Source organism: Kitasatospora sp. NPDC048407, assembly GCF_043200475.1.
GTDB lineage: Bacteria > Actinomycetota > Actinomycetes > Streptomycetales > Streptomycetaceae > Kitasatospora.
The window spans coordinates 219,747-235,416 of record NZ_JBICXW010000004.1 but is presented as its reverse complement, the minus strand read 5'-3'; the positions used below and the strand labels follow the sequence as shown (position 1 = coordinate 235,416).

Here is a 15,670-nt window from a genome sequence, read left to right as displayed (position 1 = left end):
GGGTCAGACGCCCGACTCGCCGGTGCGGACCAGGATCCGGCCGCAGTTCTCGCAGCGCAACACCTTGTCGGCCGGCTCGGCCTTGATCGCGTTGAACTCGGTGATGGAGAACTCGGTGCGGCAGCCCTCGCAGCGGCGCTGGTACAGGCGGGCCGCGCCGACGCCGCCCTGCTGCTCGCGCAGGCGCAGGTAGGCCTTCATCAGGTCGGCGGGGATGACGTTGGCGACGGCCTCGCGGTCGCGGCGGACCTTCTCGACCTCGCCGTCGATCTCGGCGAACTTGGCGTCGCGGCGGCCCTCGGCCTCGGCGACCACGACGGCGGAGTGCTCCAGGCGGGCGGTGAGCTCGGTGACCCGGGTCTGCGCGGACTCCAGGCGCTCCATCACCTCCAGCACGATGTCCTCCAGGTCGCCCTGGCGCTTGGCCAGCGAGGCGTTCTCGTGCTGGAGGTTCTCCAGGTCCTTCGGCGAGGTGACCGCGCCGGAGTCCATCCGCTGCTGGTTGCGGGCGGACCGGGCACGGACCTGCTCGACGTCCGCCTCGGCCTTGGTCTGCTCGCGGGTGGTGTCGCCGAGCTGGGCCTGGGCGGCGACCACCAGGTCCTTGAGGGCGGTGTGGTCGGCGGTGGCCTTGTCGATCTCGGCGTGCTCGGGCAGGGTGCGGCGCCGGTGGGCCAGCTGGTCGAGACGGGAGTCGATGGCCTGCAGGTCGAGCAGGCGGATCTGGTCGGCGGGCGCGGCGTTCACGCGGGATGGCTCCTGTGTGTGGGTTCGACGGGTGTCAGGGGGCGTACGGCATCGGCGCGTGCGCCGTCCACGGGTCGGTGACCCGGGTGGAGATGCGGGTCTCCAGTGGCCAACCGCGGTCGGTGGCACGGCTGGTGAGCTCGCGGGCGGCGAGGGTGAGCCAGGGCCACTCGGTGGCCCAGTGCGCGGCGTCGACCAAGGCGACGGGTGCCGCCTCGGTGGCCTCGGACGCGGGGTGGTGGCGCAGGTCGGCGGTGAGGTAGGCGTCCACGCCGGCCTTGCGGGCCTCGGCGAGGAAGGAGTCGCCGGAGCCGCCGCAGACCGCGACCCGGCGCACCTGCCGCTCCGGGTCGCCGGCGGCCCGGACGCCCGCCGCGGTGGCGGGCAGTCCGGCGGCGACCTGGGCGGCGAACGCGCTCAGCGTCATCGGCTGCGGGAGTTCGCCGATCCGGCCGCTGCCGCGGCGTCCCGCCGGGTCGGTCGGGTCGGCCACCAGCGGGCCGGTGACCTTCAGTCCGACGGCCTCGGCGAGGGCGTCGGAGACGCCCGGGTCGGCGTGGTCGGCGTTGGTGTGCGCGACGTGCAGCGCGATGTCGTGCTTGATCAGGGTGTGCACCACCCGGCCCTTGAAGCCGGTCGCGGCGACCGTGGTGGTGCCGCGCAGGTAGAGCGGGTGGTGGGTGATCAGCAGGTCGGCGCCCCACTCGACGGCCTCGTCCACCACGGCCTGCACGGGGTCGACGGCGAACAGCACCCGGCCCACCTCGGCCTCGGGATCGCCGCAGACCAGGCCCACCGCGTCCCAGGACTCCGCCCACTGCGGGGGGTAGATCTCTTCGAGCACGGCGATGACGTCGGACAGTTTCGGCACCTGTCGAGACTACCGCGTGCCACGGCGCCGCCCGGCCGGGCCCGTCCACCACCCACCCTGCGGACGACTCGCACACCTGAGCGTCAACACGATGGCAAGCGGTAGGCGGGCGTCCGAACGGGCACTTCCGGGCGGTCGGCAGCGCCGGCGGGCCGGTGGGCGCGTGGAACGCCCTGCCCAGACCCGTCAGGGCGAACGTATTCGAAAACGAATCCCGATCACCCTTAAGAGTGAAGTGACTCGTCCGGTGTTGAGTCACCCCCTCCCCGAAAGTAACTTCAGTCCTGCGAACGAGAGTTGCCTCGACCGGGGGGTCGAAAAAGGCGACCGGCCGAAATTCCCGGCGGAATTCGACCGGCGCGGGCGAGCCTCTCGTGAACTTCCGCAGACCGCGATCGGTCGAGTCCACCGCGAAGGGGTGTGAAGCAGATGGGGGCGGGCACACCGCTGCGCAGGACAGGGGGGCCGGTACCGGTCGACGACGAGCCGGGGGCGGACGGCACGTTGGTGGAGGTGGCGCGGGCGGCCGTGGCCGGCAACCGGGCCCGGGGCGGAGACGGCGACTGGACGATCGCGGTCGAGGGCTTCTGGTGCACGGTCCGGCCGCCCGGCCGCGAACTGCCCGAACAGGGCTGGAAGCTGCACGTCGCCGCCGCCTCCCCGGTCGGGGCCGAGGTGCTGGCCGCGGTCGCCGCGGTGATCGCCGAAGACCCTTGCGCCTTCAAGTTCACCGCCGACCGGGAACGCCTGCACGAAATCAATTCCCGCAACAGCGACCGGGCTTCGGCCGGGAAATTCATCACCGTCTATCCGGACGGCGACGAACAATTCCGCCGGCTCGCCGAGGAACTCCACCGGGCCACCGAGGGAATGCCCGGACCGGCGATTCTCTCCGACCGCCCGTACCGCCCCGGCAGCCTGGTGCACTACCGCTACGGCGGCTTCGCCGGCCGCGCGCTGCTCGGCAACGACGGCGCGTACCGCTCGATGCTGCGCGGCCCGGACGGCGAGTCGGTCGAGGACGTCCGCACCGCGTCCTACCGCTGCCCGCCGTGGGTGGTCGACCCCGTCGAGGGGGCGGGATCGACCACCGGCACGGGGGCGAGGACGGGCGGGCGCCGGGCCGGCGTGCTGCTGGACGGCCGCTGGGCGCTCACCGCCGCGCTGCGGCACAGCGCCAAGGGCGGCGTGTTCCTGGGCACCGACCCGGCCACCGGCGCCGAGGTGGTGGTCAAGCAGGCCCGCGCCCACATCGAGGTCGACCGGGCCGGAACCGACGCCCGCACGGCACTGCGGAACGAGGCCGAACTGCTCGGCCGACTGGCCGACACCGGGTTGACGCCGCGGATGCACGCCCTGGTCGAGCAGCAGGACTCGCTGTTCCTCGTCCAGGAGCGCGTCCCCGGCCAGGCACTCGGCAGCTGGGCGGCGGCCCGGCTGCGGCGCGACGGCGCCCCCGACGTCCCGTGGGCCGAGGCCGGACCGCTGGCGCTGGCGCTGCTCGACCTGGTGGAGCGCGTCCACGAGCAGGGGCTGGTGCTGCGCGACCTCTCCCCCGGCAACGTGCTGGTCCGGCCGGACGGCACCGTCCGCCTGGTGGACCTCGAACTCGCCGTCCCCCCGGGGACACTGGCCGGCACCGCCGGCACCCCCGGGTACCGAGCCCCCGAGCACGCCGGCCCGCACCGCACCGATCTCGCCGACCCCCGCGGCGACCTGTACGCGCTCGGCGGCCTCTACTTCCTGCTCGCCACCGGCCACGACCCGCTGCTGCCGGACGACCGGCCGCTCGCCCGCCCCGTCGCCGAACGCCTCGGCCGCTGGCTGGCACCGGCCGCCCGCGAGGGCCTCACCGCACGCCGGCTGGCACCGCTGGTGCTCGGGCTGCGCGCCGAGGAGCCCGAGCGGCGGTGGAGCCTGGCCCGGGTCCGGAAGGAGCTCACCGCGCCCACCGGACAGGCCCACGTCCCGGGCCCGGTCGGCCCGGCCACCCCGCCACCGCTGGACCGGCTGCTGCACGACGGTGTGCGTCACCTGGCGGCCACCGCCACCCCGGAGCGGCGCGACCGGCTGTGGCCGGCCGTCGCCTCCGGGCAGCTCACCGACCCGTGCAACGTGCAGCACGGCGCCGCCGGTGTGCTCGCCGTGCTGGCCCGGGCGAGCCTCGCGCCGCTGCCGGAACCCGTCCGCGAACAGGCCCGGGCCACCGCCCGGGCGGCCGCCGACTGGATCGAACGGCGCTGCGCCGCCGAACCCGTGGTGCTGCCCGGTCTGCACTTCGGCCGCTCCGGCGCCGCCTGGGCGCTGTTCGACGCCGCCGACGCCCTCGACCACCCCGGCCTCGCCGAACGGGCCGCCGCGATGGCGATGAAGGTCCCGCTGGTCTGGCCCAACCCGGACATCTGCCACGGCGCCGCCGGGGCCGGGTTCCTCCAGCTGCGCGCCCACCGCGCCACCGGGGCACGCCAGTTCCTCGACCGCGCCGCGCACTGCGCCCGCACCCTGCTGGCCGCCGCCCGCGCCGAACCGTACGGGACGGTCTGGCCGGTGCCCGCCGACTTCGACTCGGCGCTCGCCGGGGCGGTGCACCTCGGCCACGCCCACGGGGTGGCCGGCGTGGGCGCCTTCCTGCTGGCCTGCGCCGAACGGCTGAGCGCCGACCCCGAACTGTCGGATTCCGCACGGGAGTTGATGGCCGGCGCGGAGCTGGCCGTACAGACCCTGGAAGCCACCGCGCGGTGGGACGGCGAGGCCGCGTGGTGGCCGCAGAGCCACGGCGACCCGGCGCACGTCCGGCTGGCGCACTGGTGCAGCGGCTCCTCCGGCGTCGGCACCTTCCTGATCCGGTTCTGGCAGGCCACCGGCGACGACCGGGCCCGCCGGCTGGCGCGGGCCGCCGGCCGGGCCGTCCTGGACGGCCGCTGGCACAGCGGTGTCTCCGCCTGCCACGGCCTGGCCGGCAACGGCGAGTACCTGCTCGACCTGGCCCGGGCCACCGGCGAGAGCCGCTTCCGGCACGGCGCCCACGAGCTCGCCCGGCTGATCGCCGCCCGCGCCGCGCTCCGCGACGGCCTGCTGGTCCTCCCCGACGAGACCGGCACCGGCTGCACCCCCGCGTACGGCACCGGCACCACCGGCCCGCTCGCCTTCCTGCTCCGCCTGCGCCACCCGGGACCGCGCCTGTGGTCCGACCCGGAGCCGTACCGAGCAGGCACTTTGACGCCACCTCAACTCGATGCACCGGAGTTGAGCGGGACCGCGACGGGAGGGCGGCAGTGAAGAAGTGCGCCGAGCCGCGGCTCGCCCTGCCCCGACGCTGTCCGGGCCGTCAACTCCCGCCCAGCACCCGACCGTTGCACCACCGTTCGGCAGGAGGTCCCCGATGAGCACGGCGACTGTGCGCACCGCGCCGCAGGCGTTGCGGCGGCTGAGTTTCACCTTCGCCGGGGACGGCTCGCACGCGGCCTGCCTGGCGGCCGGGGCCGACGGCGCCTGGCAGGTGGAGAGTTGGCGGCTGCCGGAGTACGGCGAGGCGGCGCCGGTGGTGCTGTCGGCGGGGCGGGCGGAGAGCCTGCGGTCGCAGCTGGCCGCGCTGCCGGACGGGCGGGTGCTGGTGTGCCGGCACGACGGCGACCGGCACGCGCTGGTGCTGCTGTCGCCCGGGGAGCCCGAACTCCCGCTGGCCGCCATGCGGTTGCCGGGTCTGCGGATGCTGGCGATGCCCGGCCCGGCCGGGGCGGCGGACACGCCGGTCGCGGTGCTGCTCGGCACCGACACCCGCCCGGTGACCACGGTGTGGCTGCTGGCGGCGGACGGTTCGGCGCCCCGCGAGGTGGCCGAGCTGCCGGGGCTGCACGGCGGCGGGGTGTGGCTGGACGCGACCGGCCGGCTGCTGGCGCTCGACCGGGTGGCCGACGGGATGGTCAAGACCGTCGTACTGGATCTCCAACTCGGCTCCACCACACCACTGTTGGAACTCGGCGGGACCAGCAACGACCGGCTGGTGCTGTTCGACCCGGCGACGGGTTTCGGAATGCTGCGCAGCGACGCGCCGGGCGCCGACCGGCTGGGCTGGGCGCTGATCGGCGGCGCCGAGCCGGTGCGCTTCCCCGACTGCCTGCACCAGCCGGGCCGACTGCTGCGGCCGATCGCGCTCGCCCCGCCCGCGCCGGGCGCGGAGCCCCGGGTGGTGCTCCAGGTCGATCACGGCGCGGCGTCCTCGCTGGTGCTGTGGCAGCCGGGCAGCGGGCGGCTCGACCCGCTGGCGGTGCCGCCGGGGCGGCTCGGCGCGGTCGGGCACTGGTCGCCGGCGGGCCTGCGGATGCCGTACTCGGCGCCGGACCGCCCGGCCGCGCTCGCCACCCTGGACGTGGACGCGCTGCTGCCGGGCACGGCACGGCCGGACGGCTGGCGGCTGGACGGTTCGGCCGGGCCCGGGGACGGCAGCCGGTGGCAGTCGGCGCGGTGCGTGGAACTGGCCGGCCCGGCGGGGCCGGTCGAGGCGGTGGTGTACGGCGGCGAGCACTGGCTGTCCGCCCCGCACCTGGTGCTGGCGCTGCACGGCGGCCCGGCGGACGCCTGGCGGCTGGAGTTCGACCCCGCGCTCCAGCGGATGACGGCGCAAGGCCTGGCCGTGCTCGCCCCGAACCAGCGCGGTTCGACGGGCTACGGCACGGAGTTCGCGATGGCGATCCGCGGCGCGTGGGGCGGCCCCGACCTGGACGACGTACTGGCGCTGCTGGAGGGCGTGGCCGGGCAACGGGCCGCGCTGGGTCTGGAGCCGCCGGCCCTGTTCGGCGTCAGCTACGGCGCGTTCCTGGCGCTGCTCGCGGCGGCGCACGCCCCGGCGGGGACGGTGTCGCGGTGCGCGGTGGTGGCACCGTTCCTGTCCGGCGCCCGCCTGCTCGCGGAGGCCTCGCCCCCCGTCCGGGCGCTCACCACCCGGCTCGGCGGCGACCTGCCGGTCGACGACGCCCGGGGCCCGCGCGACGTCCTGCTCCTCGCGCACCGGCTGCGCACCCCGCTGCTGGTGGTGCACGGGGACCGCGACGAGGTGGTGCCGGTCGGTCAGTCCCGGCTGCTGCGGCACGAGTTGCTGCGGCTCGGCCGGGCCGAGGGCGCCGACTTCCGCTACGTGGAGGCGGCGGGCGCGGGGCACGAGGTGCTCGCCGAGGAGGGCGCGGCCGTGCTGCACGAACTGCTCGCGAGGTTCCTGCGCACCGGCAGACCCGCCTGACCCGCCTGTTCAGCAGAAGATTTCCCGCCGCGCGCGGGAGCCCGCCGGCCTGCCCGGCTGCGGCCCGGAGCGCGATCGGCGGGGCCGGACCTGCGACGGGACATCCCGTCGCGGTCGTCGGACACGTCCGTGCCCGACGAAACAGATAGGGGAGGAAACACCATGGAGAACATGACCGCGTTCGAGACCGACCTCGCCGCCCTGCAGGAGCTGCCGGAGGTGGAGTCGGTCGAGCTGGGCGGCCACGGCGACGGGTGCCAGCTCACCTGCCTGGCCGTGACCTGCCTGCTCTTCACCATCGCCTGACGCCAAGGCGCCCGGCCCGGGTCGTGTCCGCTCCCGTTCGCGGGGGCGGGCACGGCCCTCGGCCGCCCCGCCCACCCGTCCTGGTTCCCTCACATCTGCCCGGAGTTGACTCGTGCGAGGCTGGTGGTCGGTCGCGCTGACGGTGTCGGTACCGCTGGAGGCGGCGACGGCACCGGCTCTGCCCGGGTCGGCAGGTGTGGTCCTGGACACCGTGGTGGCGGGGCGCCCCACGGGTCGGGCGATCGCCGGACTGGCGGCCCTGCTGATGCTCGGGGCGGCCGCGTCGACACTGGCCCGGGCGGCCGGTCCGGCGGATCCACGAACTTCCTTGCTGCGTAAGGCAACGGCACCGGCCGCCTCGGCGGGCGCGGTGCTGGGTCTGCTGTCGCCGTGGCCGGCGGCGGCGTTCTTCGCCGAGGTCCTGCCCGGGGTGGTGCTGCTGCGCCTGTTCGCGCGCACCGCCGAGCACGTCTTCGGACGCCATGGCCGGACGGCGCCGCTCCTCACGACGGTGGAACTGACGGTACTGGGCACGACCGGCCGGCTGGTGGCGGCCGATGGACTGCCCGTCGGTGCGGTCGCCGCGGCGACGGGCTGGGTGGCACTGGGCCTGGGCCTGGCCGACCGGGCAGGCCGGCGGTGGACGGGGGCGTGTCCGATGGTGGCGAACGGGCATCCCGGACATTCAGGTCGAACGCCGAACGGATCGTGGCCGTCGGCCACTTGACGACGGCACCGCCGGGTGCGGGTTTCGGGGCGCGACGCGCATGGTTTGGGTAGGCTCCGATTCGATCCGGCCGTTATCGTGGCCCCGCGCGGGCCGACCACGATGGCGGCCTGCTTCCTGCTGTCCGGGTCCCTGGCACACCGGTGCGCCGAGGCATACCGGTGCACCTTTTCGCAGAGACCGCCCATTCGCACGGAGAAGACTGACCAGATGTCCGAGTCCATCGACGACACCACCGAGCACGACCACCGCGCGCCCGGCGCCGACGAGAGCGCCGACGGCGTGGCTCACGGCCGGCACCGGGGCACCACCGCCAACGACGACAGCGCGGACGCGGACCCGCACGGCCGCCACCGGCGCTGACGTTCGGGCCGTCGCGGGCCGGACGGCCCGCCGCACGACCACCTCGCACCGCCGACGCCCCCGGCCCGTCACCGTCCTGACGCGCCGGGGGCGTCGGCCGTTCGAAAGCCGAAGGCCGTCAGTCGACCGTGAGCACCGTCCGCAGTGCCTCGCCGCTGCGCATCTGCCGGATCGCCTCGTTGACCTCGGTGAGCGGCAGCCGGTGGGTGATCATTCCGGCCAGGTCGAGCCGGCCGGCCCGCCACAGGTCGATCGCCCGGTCCGCGGTGCGGCGGACGTCGCCGCCGCCGTACATGGACGGCAGCAGGCGCTTCTCGTTGAAGAACAGTTCGCCCAGGCTGAAGGAGACCCGGTCGTCCGCCGCGCCCGCGCCGATCACCACCACCGCGCCACCGCGCCGGGCGGCGTCGTAGCCGGCCCGGACGGTCTCGGAGCGGCCGACGGCCTCGAAGACGTAGTCGAAGCCGCCGCCGGGGACGCCGCGGGCGGCGGACTTGAGGTCCTCGGGGGCGATCGCCTCGGTGGCGCCGAAGCCGAGTGCCCGCTCGCGGCGGGAGGCCACCGGGTCGACCACGGTGATCCGGGCGGCGCCGCAGATCCGGGCGCCCTGGACGGCGGCGATGCCGACCCCGCCAGCGCCGATCACGGCGACGGCCGAACCGGGCTCCACCCGCGCGGTGTTGACGGCGGCGCCGAGTCCGGTGGTGACGCCGCAGCCGATCAGCGCGGCCAGGTCGTACGGCAGGTCGGCGGGCACCGGCAGCAGGGTGCCGGCGGCGACCACCAGTTCCTCGGCGAAGGTGCCGGTGCTGTAGAAGCCGTACGCGTCGGTGTCGCCGCCGATCCGGAACGTCGGGGTGGAGAGCCGGCGGAGCGAGGCCACGCACAGGTGGCTCCGGCCGCCCCGGCAGGCGGGGCAGTCGCCGCAGGGCGGCATCCAGCACAGCACCACCCGGTCGCCGGGCGCGAGCCGCGTCACGCCCTCGCCGACCTCGACCACCTCGCCGGCGCCCTCGTGGCCCGGCACGAACGGCGCGGGCTGCGGCAGCACGCCGGACATCGCGGACAGGTCGGAGTGGCAGAGGCTGGCGGCGTGCAGCCGGACCCGGACCATGCCCGGTCCGAAGCCGACCGCTTCGACGTCGTCACGGACGTCCAGGGTGTCCTGTCCGGTCTTGTGCAGGATCGCTGCGCGCACGGGCTACTCCGGGGTGAGGGCCACCGCGCACGGGTGACGACCCGGCGGCGGCGAAGGGCGGACGAGGGAGTGGAACACGTTCCACTGCGGGCCGCCCTCTGTATAGCGCATCGGCCTCCCCGCGCGGCAGCCCACCAACGGCCACCAGGCCGGAAACCGCTTTCCCGCCGCCTCCCGCCCATGGCATGATCCGCCGCCATGTCCACCACCGACGCCCCCGCCGACAGACCCGCCGCCGCCGGATCCGCCGAGCGCTGCCCCGACTGCCGGTCCGCGCTCGCCGTCAACGAGCGCTTCCCGACCTGGTGCCCGAGCTGCGAGTGGAACCTGCTGCCGCCCGAGCCGGCCCCCACCAACCGGTCGCCACGTCAGCAGCGCGCGGCGGAGCGGGCCGAGCGCCGCGAGGAAGCCGCCCGGCGGGACGTCAGGGAGCGCTCCGAGCAGGTGTTCAATCTGGTGTCCGCGGGCGGCTCCGACCTGCGGGACGGCTCGACGACGGCGGCGTTCGCGCTGGCCGGGGTGGTGCACCTGATCTCGCTGACGGTGCTGCTGATCGGGCTCGGCCTGGTCACCGGGCTGCTGCTGCCGGGCTGGCCGGGCCGGCTGCTCGGGGTGATCGCGCTGGCCGTCGCCTTCCAACTGCGCCCCCGGCTGGGCCGCCCGGCCCGCGACGGGGTGCTGGACCGCACCGCCGCGCCCGCCCTGTACGCGCTGGTCGACCGGATCTCCGAGGAACTGGGCGCGCCGAAGGTCGACTCGATCGCGGTCGACGGCGAGTGGAACGCCTCGTTCGCCGTGCTCGGGCTGCGCCGCCACCGGCAGTTGACGATCGGCCTGCCGCTGTGGACGGCGCTCGCCCCGCAGCAGCGGGTCGCGGTGCTCGCCCACGAGATCGGACGCTGCGTCAACGGCGACCGTCGGCGCAGCCTGTGGAACGGCTCGGCGCTGGGCGCCCTGGTCGAGTGGTACCGGATGACCGTGCCGAGCCCGACCCGGACCCAGCGAGGCCTGATCGGCGTGCTGGTGGTGCTCGCCGAACTGGTCGCGAACCGGGTCCTGTGGGTGCTCAACCGGGCGGTGCACGGGCTGACGCTGCTGATGAACCGGCTGTGGATGCGCGCCGGACAGGCCGCCGAGTACCGGGCCGACCTGCTGGCCGTCCGGCTGACCTCGGTCGCCGACACCCGGGGCGCGCTGACCGCGTTGCTGCACCGGCAGACCTTCGAGACGGTGCTGAACCGTCAGCGCACCGTGCCCCCGCGGCGGACCGGCAGCGGCCGGGACGCCACCCCCGACCTGTGGCAGTCGCTGGCCGAGGCCGTCCGCACCGTCCCGCCGCTGGAGACCGAGCGCCGCCTGCGCGCGGCCGCCCGGCAGGGCGAGGCCGTGGACAGCACGCACCCGCCGACCTACCTGCGGCTGCGGATGCTCACGGCCGCCGAGCCCGAGCAGCACCGGCACCCCGTGGTGCTGGACTCCGGCCGGGCCGCCCTGATCGAGGCCGAGCTCGCCGCCCGCCGGGAGCGGATCGCCGTCGACCTGCTCTGACCGGTCGGCCCGCGAACGGGCGTTCCTACCATCCAGTAGGGTCCTGGTCAGTCCCCCACCAGCCCGGCAGGAGCGCCCGATGACCGACCTCGACCCCGCGGCCCCGGCCACGCCCGACCCGCAGGTGCTCGCCGCGTTCCGCGCCGCCACCGGCTTCATGCCCGAGGACGAGGGCCTGGCGCTGTACGCCGCCGCACTCGACGCCGCCGGACGCACCGGGCTGCCGGTGCTGGAGATCGGCACCTACTGCGGACGCTCGGCGATCCTGCTGGCCGACGCCGCCCGCCGCACCGGCACGGTCGCCCTCACCGTCGACCACCACCGCGGGTCCGAGGAGCAGCAGCCCGGCTGGGAGTACCACGACCCGACGCTGGTCGACCCGGAGGTCGGCCTGATGGACACCCTGCCGCGCTTCCGCCGCACCCTGCACGCCGCAGGCCTCGAACCGCACGTGGTCGCGCTGGTCGGCCGCTCCCCGCAGATCGCGACGGTCTGGCAGGGCCGGCTGTCGCTGGTGTTCATCGACGGCGGGCACACCGACGAGCACGCGACCGGCGACTACCTGGGCTGGGCCCCGCACCTGGCCGAGGACGGCCTGCTGGTGGTGCACGACGTCTTCCCCGACCCGGCGGACGGCGGCCAGGCCCCGTACCGGGTGTACCTGCGGGCGCTGGACGAGGGCTTCGAGGAGATCTCGGTGACGGGCTCGCTGCGGGTGCTGCGCCGCGCCACGTCCTGACGCACCGCGACCGACCCGCGATTCGCCGATTTTCCGGCCGTGACCGGGAACGATCACGGCCTCAGCGGCGTCGTCCACACCACGGCGCGTTGTTGCGGGACCGCCGTGACCCGCACCGCCGACGGCCGGTACGGTGTCGGGGCGGCGGAGCACGGACGGCCGGTGCGGGGCGCGGGTCGTACGGCGGCAGAGCCATCGGCGGGTCAGTAGGCGGGGGCGAGGACACGGCATGACGGAGCAGGGCAAGGCCGCGCGAGCGGTGTGGGATCCGACCGCGAACAACGGCGCGGGCGGCTGGGTCCGCCGGCCGATGGCGGAGGACCCGGCGGCCGCCGGTCCGCCCACCACGGCGATCCCGCTCCCGAAGATCGCGCCCGGACCCGTCGCACCCGCCGCCCCGGTCCCTCCGGTCACCCCCGTTGCCCCCGTCGTCCCCCAGCCGCCGCAGCCCGAGGCGCCGCGCACCGCCGCGGCCCCCGGCCCGGCGACACCGCCGCCCCGCACCCAGCAGCCGGCCGCCCCCGCGCCGCCGGCCGCCCAGCAGCAGCCCGCCGCGCCGCCCGTCCCGCAGCAGACCTTCGGCGGGCAGCAGTTCCCGCAGCCGCAGCCGCAGCCGCAGCCGCAGCAGGGCCAGACGTTCGGTGGTCAGCAGCAGTTCGAGCAACCGCCGTTCGCCCAGCAGCAGTTCGGCACCCCGCCGCCCCCGCCCGGACCGCAGCCCCCGCCGCAGACCTTCGGTGGGCAGCAGACCTTCGGCGGCCAGCAGTTCCCGCCCCAGGGCCAGTCCTTCGGCGGTCAGCAGCAGTTCGAGCAACCGCCGTTCGCCCAGCAGCAGTTCGGCACCTCGCAGCCCTCGTACGGCGGGCAGCAGACCTTCGGCGGTCAGCCCGGCTTCGGTGGCCAGCCGCAGTTCGCGAACGGCGGGTACGGCGGCCAGGAGCCCGACTTCGACTACGAGGAGGACCCGCGGCGGCGGCGCACCCCGGTGCTGATCGGCGCGGCGGTGGCACTGCTGCTGGTGATCGGCGTCGGCGTGGTGTGGGCGGTGAAGAACAGCGACAGCGGCACCTCGTCCGAGTCGAAGGGCGGCAACTCGGCCCCGGCGCACGATCCGTCGCAGGGCGGCACGGGCGGCGCCTCGCCGTCGGCCTCCGCGCCGAACACCGCCGGCCCGTCCCCGTCGAGCTCGGCCTCGGCCTCGGCCGGTCCGGACGCGGCGACCCAGGCGAAGGCGCTGGACGCGCTGCTGACGAAGGGCGAGAACGCGAAGGCGCCGATCGGCAACGCGGTGGCGAAGGTGCGCAGCTGCCCGCCGAAGACGGAGATCGACAACGCCGCGAAGGTGTTCGACACCGGCGCCCAGCAGCGTGACCAACTGATCGCCGAGCTGGCCCAGTTGCACACCGACAATCTGCCCGGCGGGGCCGACGCGGCGGCGAAGCTGAAGGACGCCTGGCAGGCGTCCGGGGACATCGACCGGGCGTACGCGGCGTGGGCGCGCACCGTCTCCAGCCAGGGCTGCGCCAACAACACGGCGCCCAGCACCGCCGATCTGACCCGTGCCAACGACCTCAACCCGCAGGCCACCCAGTCCAAGAAGGACTTCGTGGCGAAGTGGAAGCCGATCGCCGACACCTACGGTCTGACGGCGCGTACCTGGGACAGGATCTGAGGAACCATTGACCGGCCGTACCACCCCACCCCCCGTCGAGCCCGATTCCTGCCCCGACGACGGCGACCCCGAGCGGCGCACCGCGCGCTGGCGTCCGGCCGTGAAGCTGGCGAGCGTGGTGCTGCCGGTGTGTCTGATCGGCTGGCTGGGCTGGCAGGCGGTCGCGAACAGCTCGCGGGACGCCACCTCGCACCCGGCGGCCTCACCGCGCTACGCGGAGGGCGACCGGGTGGACGGCGCCGACCCGACGGACTCCCCCGCCCCGGACGGCAGTGCGTCCACCGGCCCGGCCGCGCCGGCCTCGCCGTCGGCCCAGGCCCCGGACGCCGGGAACCGCCCGCTGGCGGGGAAGACGGTGCTGCTCGACCCGGGCCACAACACCGGCAACGGCACGCACACCACCGAGATCAACCGCCAGGTGGACATCGGCAACGGCCGCAAGGAGTGCGACACCACCGGCACCTCCACCAACGCGGGCTACTCGGAGGCCGAGTTCACCCTGGACGTGGTGCACCGGGCCCGGCAGATCCTCCAGGACCGGGGCGCGGCCGTGGTGCTCACCCAGGACGGTGACCGTCCGTGGGGTCCGTGCATCGACGAGCGGGCCCGGATCGGCAACGAGGCCAAGGCGGACGCCGCGGTCTCGATCCACGCGGACGGCGCGCCGGCGTCGGGCAGCGGCTTCCACGTGATCATGCCCGGCAGGGTGGTGGCCGGCCCGGCCGACACCGCCGCGGTCGTCGACCCGTCGCACCGGCTCGGCGTGCTGCTGCGCGACACGTTCAAGACCGGTACCGGCGAGCCGACGGCCGGTTATATCGGCCAGCAGGGCCTGGACACCCGCAGCGACCTGGGCGGACTCAACCTGTCGAAGGTCCCGAAGGTGTTCATCGAGTGTGGCAACATGCGCAACACCGGCGACGCGAAGCGGATGTCCGACCCGGAGTGGCGCCAGCGCGCCGCCCAGGCCGTCGCCGACGCTTTGACCAGCTATCTCACGGGGTGAGCCGCCAACCAGACCGTCCGTTCCGTCCCTGTCCTGTCCCCGTGCGGGACGCCCGTCCGACCTGTCCGGTTCGTGCCGGATCCGGAGGGCGCTGTGCACACGGCGTCGCGTTGGCCCTAGGCTTTTGCCCCGTTGTACCGCTCCGGTACTCCGGGGGCTCGGTCACCGCCCGCCGACCACGACTACACCAATGAGGGGAACGTCAGTGAATCTGCGCGCTCTCACCAGGGGAGACGCCGCCGTCGCCGGTGCGGCGGTACTGCTCCTGATTTCGTCCTTCCTGCCCTTCCGGAAGTTCGACTGCTCCGGCCTGGGCTGTACGGCCAAGACGGCCGACTTGTCATCGAACGCCTGGGCCTCGGGCCTGTTCCCGCTGCTGCCGTCGGTGGTGCTGGCCGGCCTGGTCGGCGCGGTGCTGATCCTGCTGTTCCGGTTGCAGAAGGAGAACTGGGGCACCAAGCAGGTCGCCGGTCTGCGGCTGGACCAGTGGGGTACGGCGCTGGCCGTGCTCTCGTTCTGGGGCTGCCTGTGGACGCTGATCGGCTGCCCGGACCTCTACACCAACGGTGCGGGCGCCTACCTGTCCCTGCTCTCCACCCTGGTGCTCGCGGGCGCGGTGGTCGCCGGTCCGCTCGTCCCGGCCCTGCAGGGCCCGCTGATGCCCGCCACCCCGTCGGCGCCGACCACCCCGCAGCCGTTCCCCCCGTACGGCGGCCAGCCCGGCGCCCCCGGCCAGGTCGGCCAGCCCGGTCAGCCCGGTCAGCCCGGTCAGCCCGGCGCGTACGGCTACCCGGGCGCGCAGCAGCAGCCGCAGCCGTTCCCCGGCCAGCCGCAGCCGCAGGCCGACCAGCCCGTGCCCGCCCAGCAGTTCGGCGGCCAGCCGGCCGGCGGCTACGGCTACCCGGCGCCCGCGCAGGCGGCCGCTCCGGCCCCGCAGCCGGCCTCGCAGCAGCCCACCGCCGTCCAGCCGGCCATCCAGGACCAGGTTCCGCCGCAGGCTGCCGCCGCGCCGTTCGCCCCGTTCTGGTTCGCCGTCCCGGCGGTCCGTCAGCTGGGCAACAAGGACAACCCGGCGGCCCCGCCGGTCGGTGAGCTGGTCCCCGGTACCTGGTACCTGGCGGTCGACCAGCGCGGTGCGGCACTCGTCGCCCAGCTGCCCGACGGCACCCACGGCGTCCTGAACGACACCACGGGCATCCAGCGCGGCTGACGCCCGCCCAACGGGGGCGCGCAAGACTTCCCGCGCAACCCCGAACA

The 15,670-nt window shown here is 75.3% G+C and carries 13 protein-coding genes; 10 read left to right on the top strand and 3 right to left on the bottom strand.

Annotation, left to right across the window (positions count from 1 at the left end; all coding sequences use genetic code 11):
• Window positions 1-3: 3 nt before the first annotated feature.
• Complete coding sequence (locus ACGFWJ_RS11210; RefSeq protein WP_392947699.1) at window positions 4-747, bottom strand: zinc ribbon domain-containing protein; 744 nt, start codon at window positions 745-747, stop codon at window positions 4-6.
• Window positions 748-781: 34 nt separating this feature from the next.
• A complete protein-coding gene (locus ACGFWJ_RS11205) occupies window positions 782-1,618 on the bottom strand; it encodes a Nif3-like dinuclear metal center hexameric protein (RefSeq protein WP_392947695.1) in 837 nt (278 codons plus the stop codon).
• 429 nt (window positions 1,619-2,047) lie between these two features.
• Here ACGFWJ_RS11205 and lanL point away from each other — a divergent pair, with 429 nt between their 5' ends.
• From lanL to ACGFWJ_RS11180, 5 genes are all read left to right on the top strand, one after another.
• Window positions 2,048-4,897 (top strand): class IV lanthionine synthetase LanL, encoded by a 2,850-nt coding sequence (gene lanL, locus ACGFWJ_RS11200; RefSeq protein ID WP_392947693.1) that lies wholly within the window; start codon window positions 2,048-2,050, stop codon window positions 4,895-4,897.
• 103 nt (window positions 4,898-5,000) lie between these two features.
• Window positions 5,001-6,854: an alpha/beta hydrolase family protein gene (locus ACGFWJ_RS11195; protein WP_392947690.1), complete on the top strand. Its 1,854-nt coding sequence runs from the start codon at window positions 5,001-5,003 to the stop codon at window positions 6,852-6,854.
• 162 nt (window positions 6,855-7,016) lie between these two features.
• Window positions 7,017-7,160: a VenA family class IV lanthipeptide gene (locus ACGFWJ_RS11190; protein ID WP_387643362.1), complete on the top strand. Its 144-nt coding sequence runs from the start codon at window positions 7,017-7,019 to the stop codon at window positions 7,158-7,160.
• A 196-nt stretch (window positions 7,161-7,356) separates the two neighbouring features.
• A complete protein-coding gene (locus ACGFWJ_RS11185) occupies window positions 7,357-7,887 on the top strand; it encodes a hypothetical protein (RefSeq protein ID WP_392947687.1) in 531 nt (176 codons plus the stop codon).
• A 210-nt stretch (window positions 7,888-8,097) separates the two neighbouring features.
• Window positions 8,098-8,250, top strand: coding sequence for a hypothetical protein (locus tag ACGFWJ_RS11180; protein WP_387643360.1), 153 nt, complete (start codon window positions 8,098-8,100; stop codon window positions 8,248-8,250).
• A gap of 118 nt (window positions 8,251-8,368) precedes the next feature.
• Here the strand turns inward: ACGFWJ_RS11180 and ACGFWJ_RS11175 are convergent, their stop codons facing one another.
• Entirely contained in the window at window positions 8,369-9,448 is a 1,080-nt protein-coding gene (locus tag ACGFWJ_RS11175; protein ID WP_392947684.1) for an alcohol dehydrogenase catalytic domain-containing protein, read from the bottom strand.
• A 198-nt stretch (window positions 9,449-9,646) separates the two neighbouring features.
• On the opposite strand from ACGFWJ_RS11175, the gene ACGFWJ_RS11170 reads away from it, so the two are divergent.
• The 5 genes from ACGFWJ_RS11170 (at window position 9,647) to ACGFWJ_RS11150 (ending at window position 15,623) form a co-directional block, all read left to right on the top strand.
• Window positions 9,647-10,996: a M48 family metalloprotease gene (locus ACGFWJ_RS11170; protein WP_392947681.1), complete on the top strand. Its 1,350-nt coding sequence runs from the start codon at window positions 9,647-9,649 to the stop codon at window positions 10,994-10,996.
• 79 nt (window positions 10,997-11,075) lie between these two features.
• Entirely contained in the window at window positions 11,076-11,735 is a 660-nt protein-coding gene (locus ACGFWJ_RS11165; RefSeq protein ID WP_392947678.1) for a class I SAM-dependent methyltransferase, read from the top strand.
• A 229-nt stretch (window positions 11,736-11,964) separates the two neighbouring features.
• Window positions 11,965-13,407, top strand: coding sequence for a hypothetical protein (locus tag ACGFWJ_RS11160; RefSeq protein ID WP_392947675.1), 1,443 nt, complete (start codon window positions 11,965-11,967; stop codon window positions 13,405-13,407).
• A 7-nt stretch (window positions 13,408-13,414) separates the two neighbouring features.
• Entirely contained in the window at window positions 13,415-14,413 is a 999-nt protein-coding gene (locus ACGFWJ_RS11155; RefSeq protein WP_392947672.1) for an N-acetylmuramoyl-L-alanine amidase, read from the top strand.
• Between the two features lie 205 nt (window positions 14,414-14,618).
• Window positions 14,619-15,623, top strand: coding sequence for a hypothetical protein (locus tag ACGFWJ_RS11150; RefSeq protein ID WP_392947669.1), 1,005 nt, complete (start codon window positions 14,619-14,621; stop codon window positions 15,621-15,623).
• Window positions 15,624-15,670 lie beyond the last annotated feature (47 nt).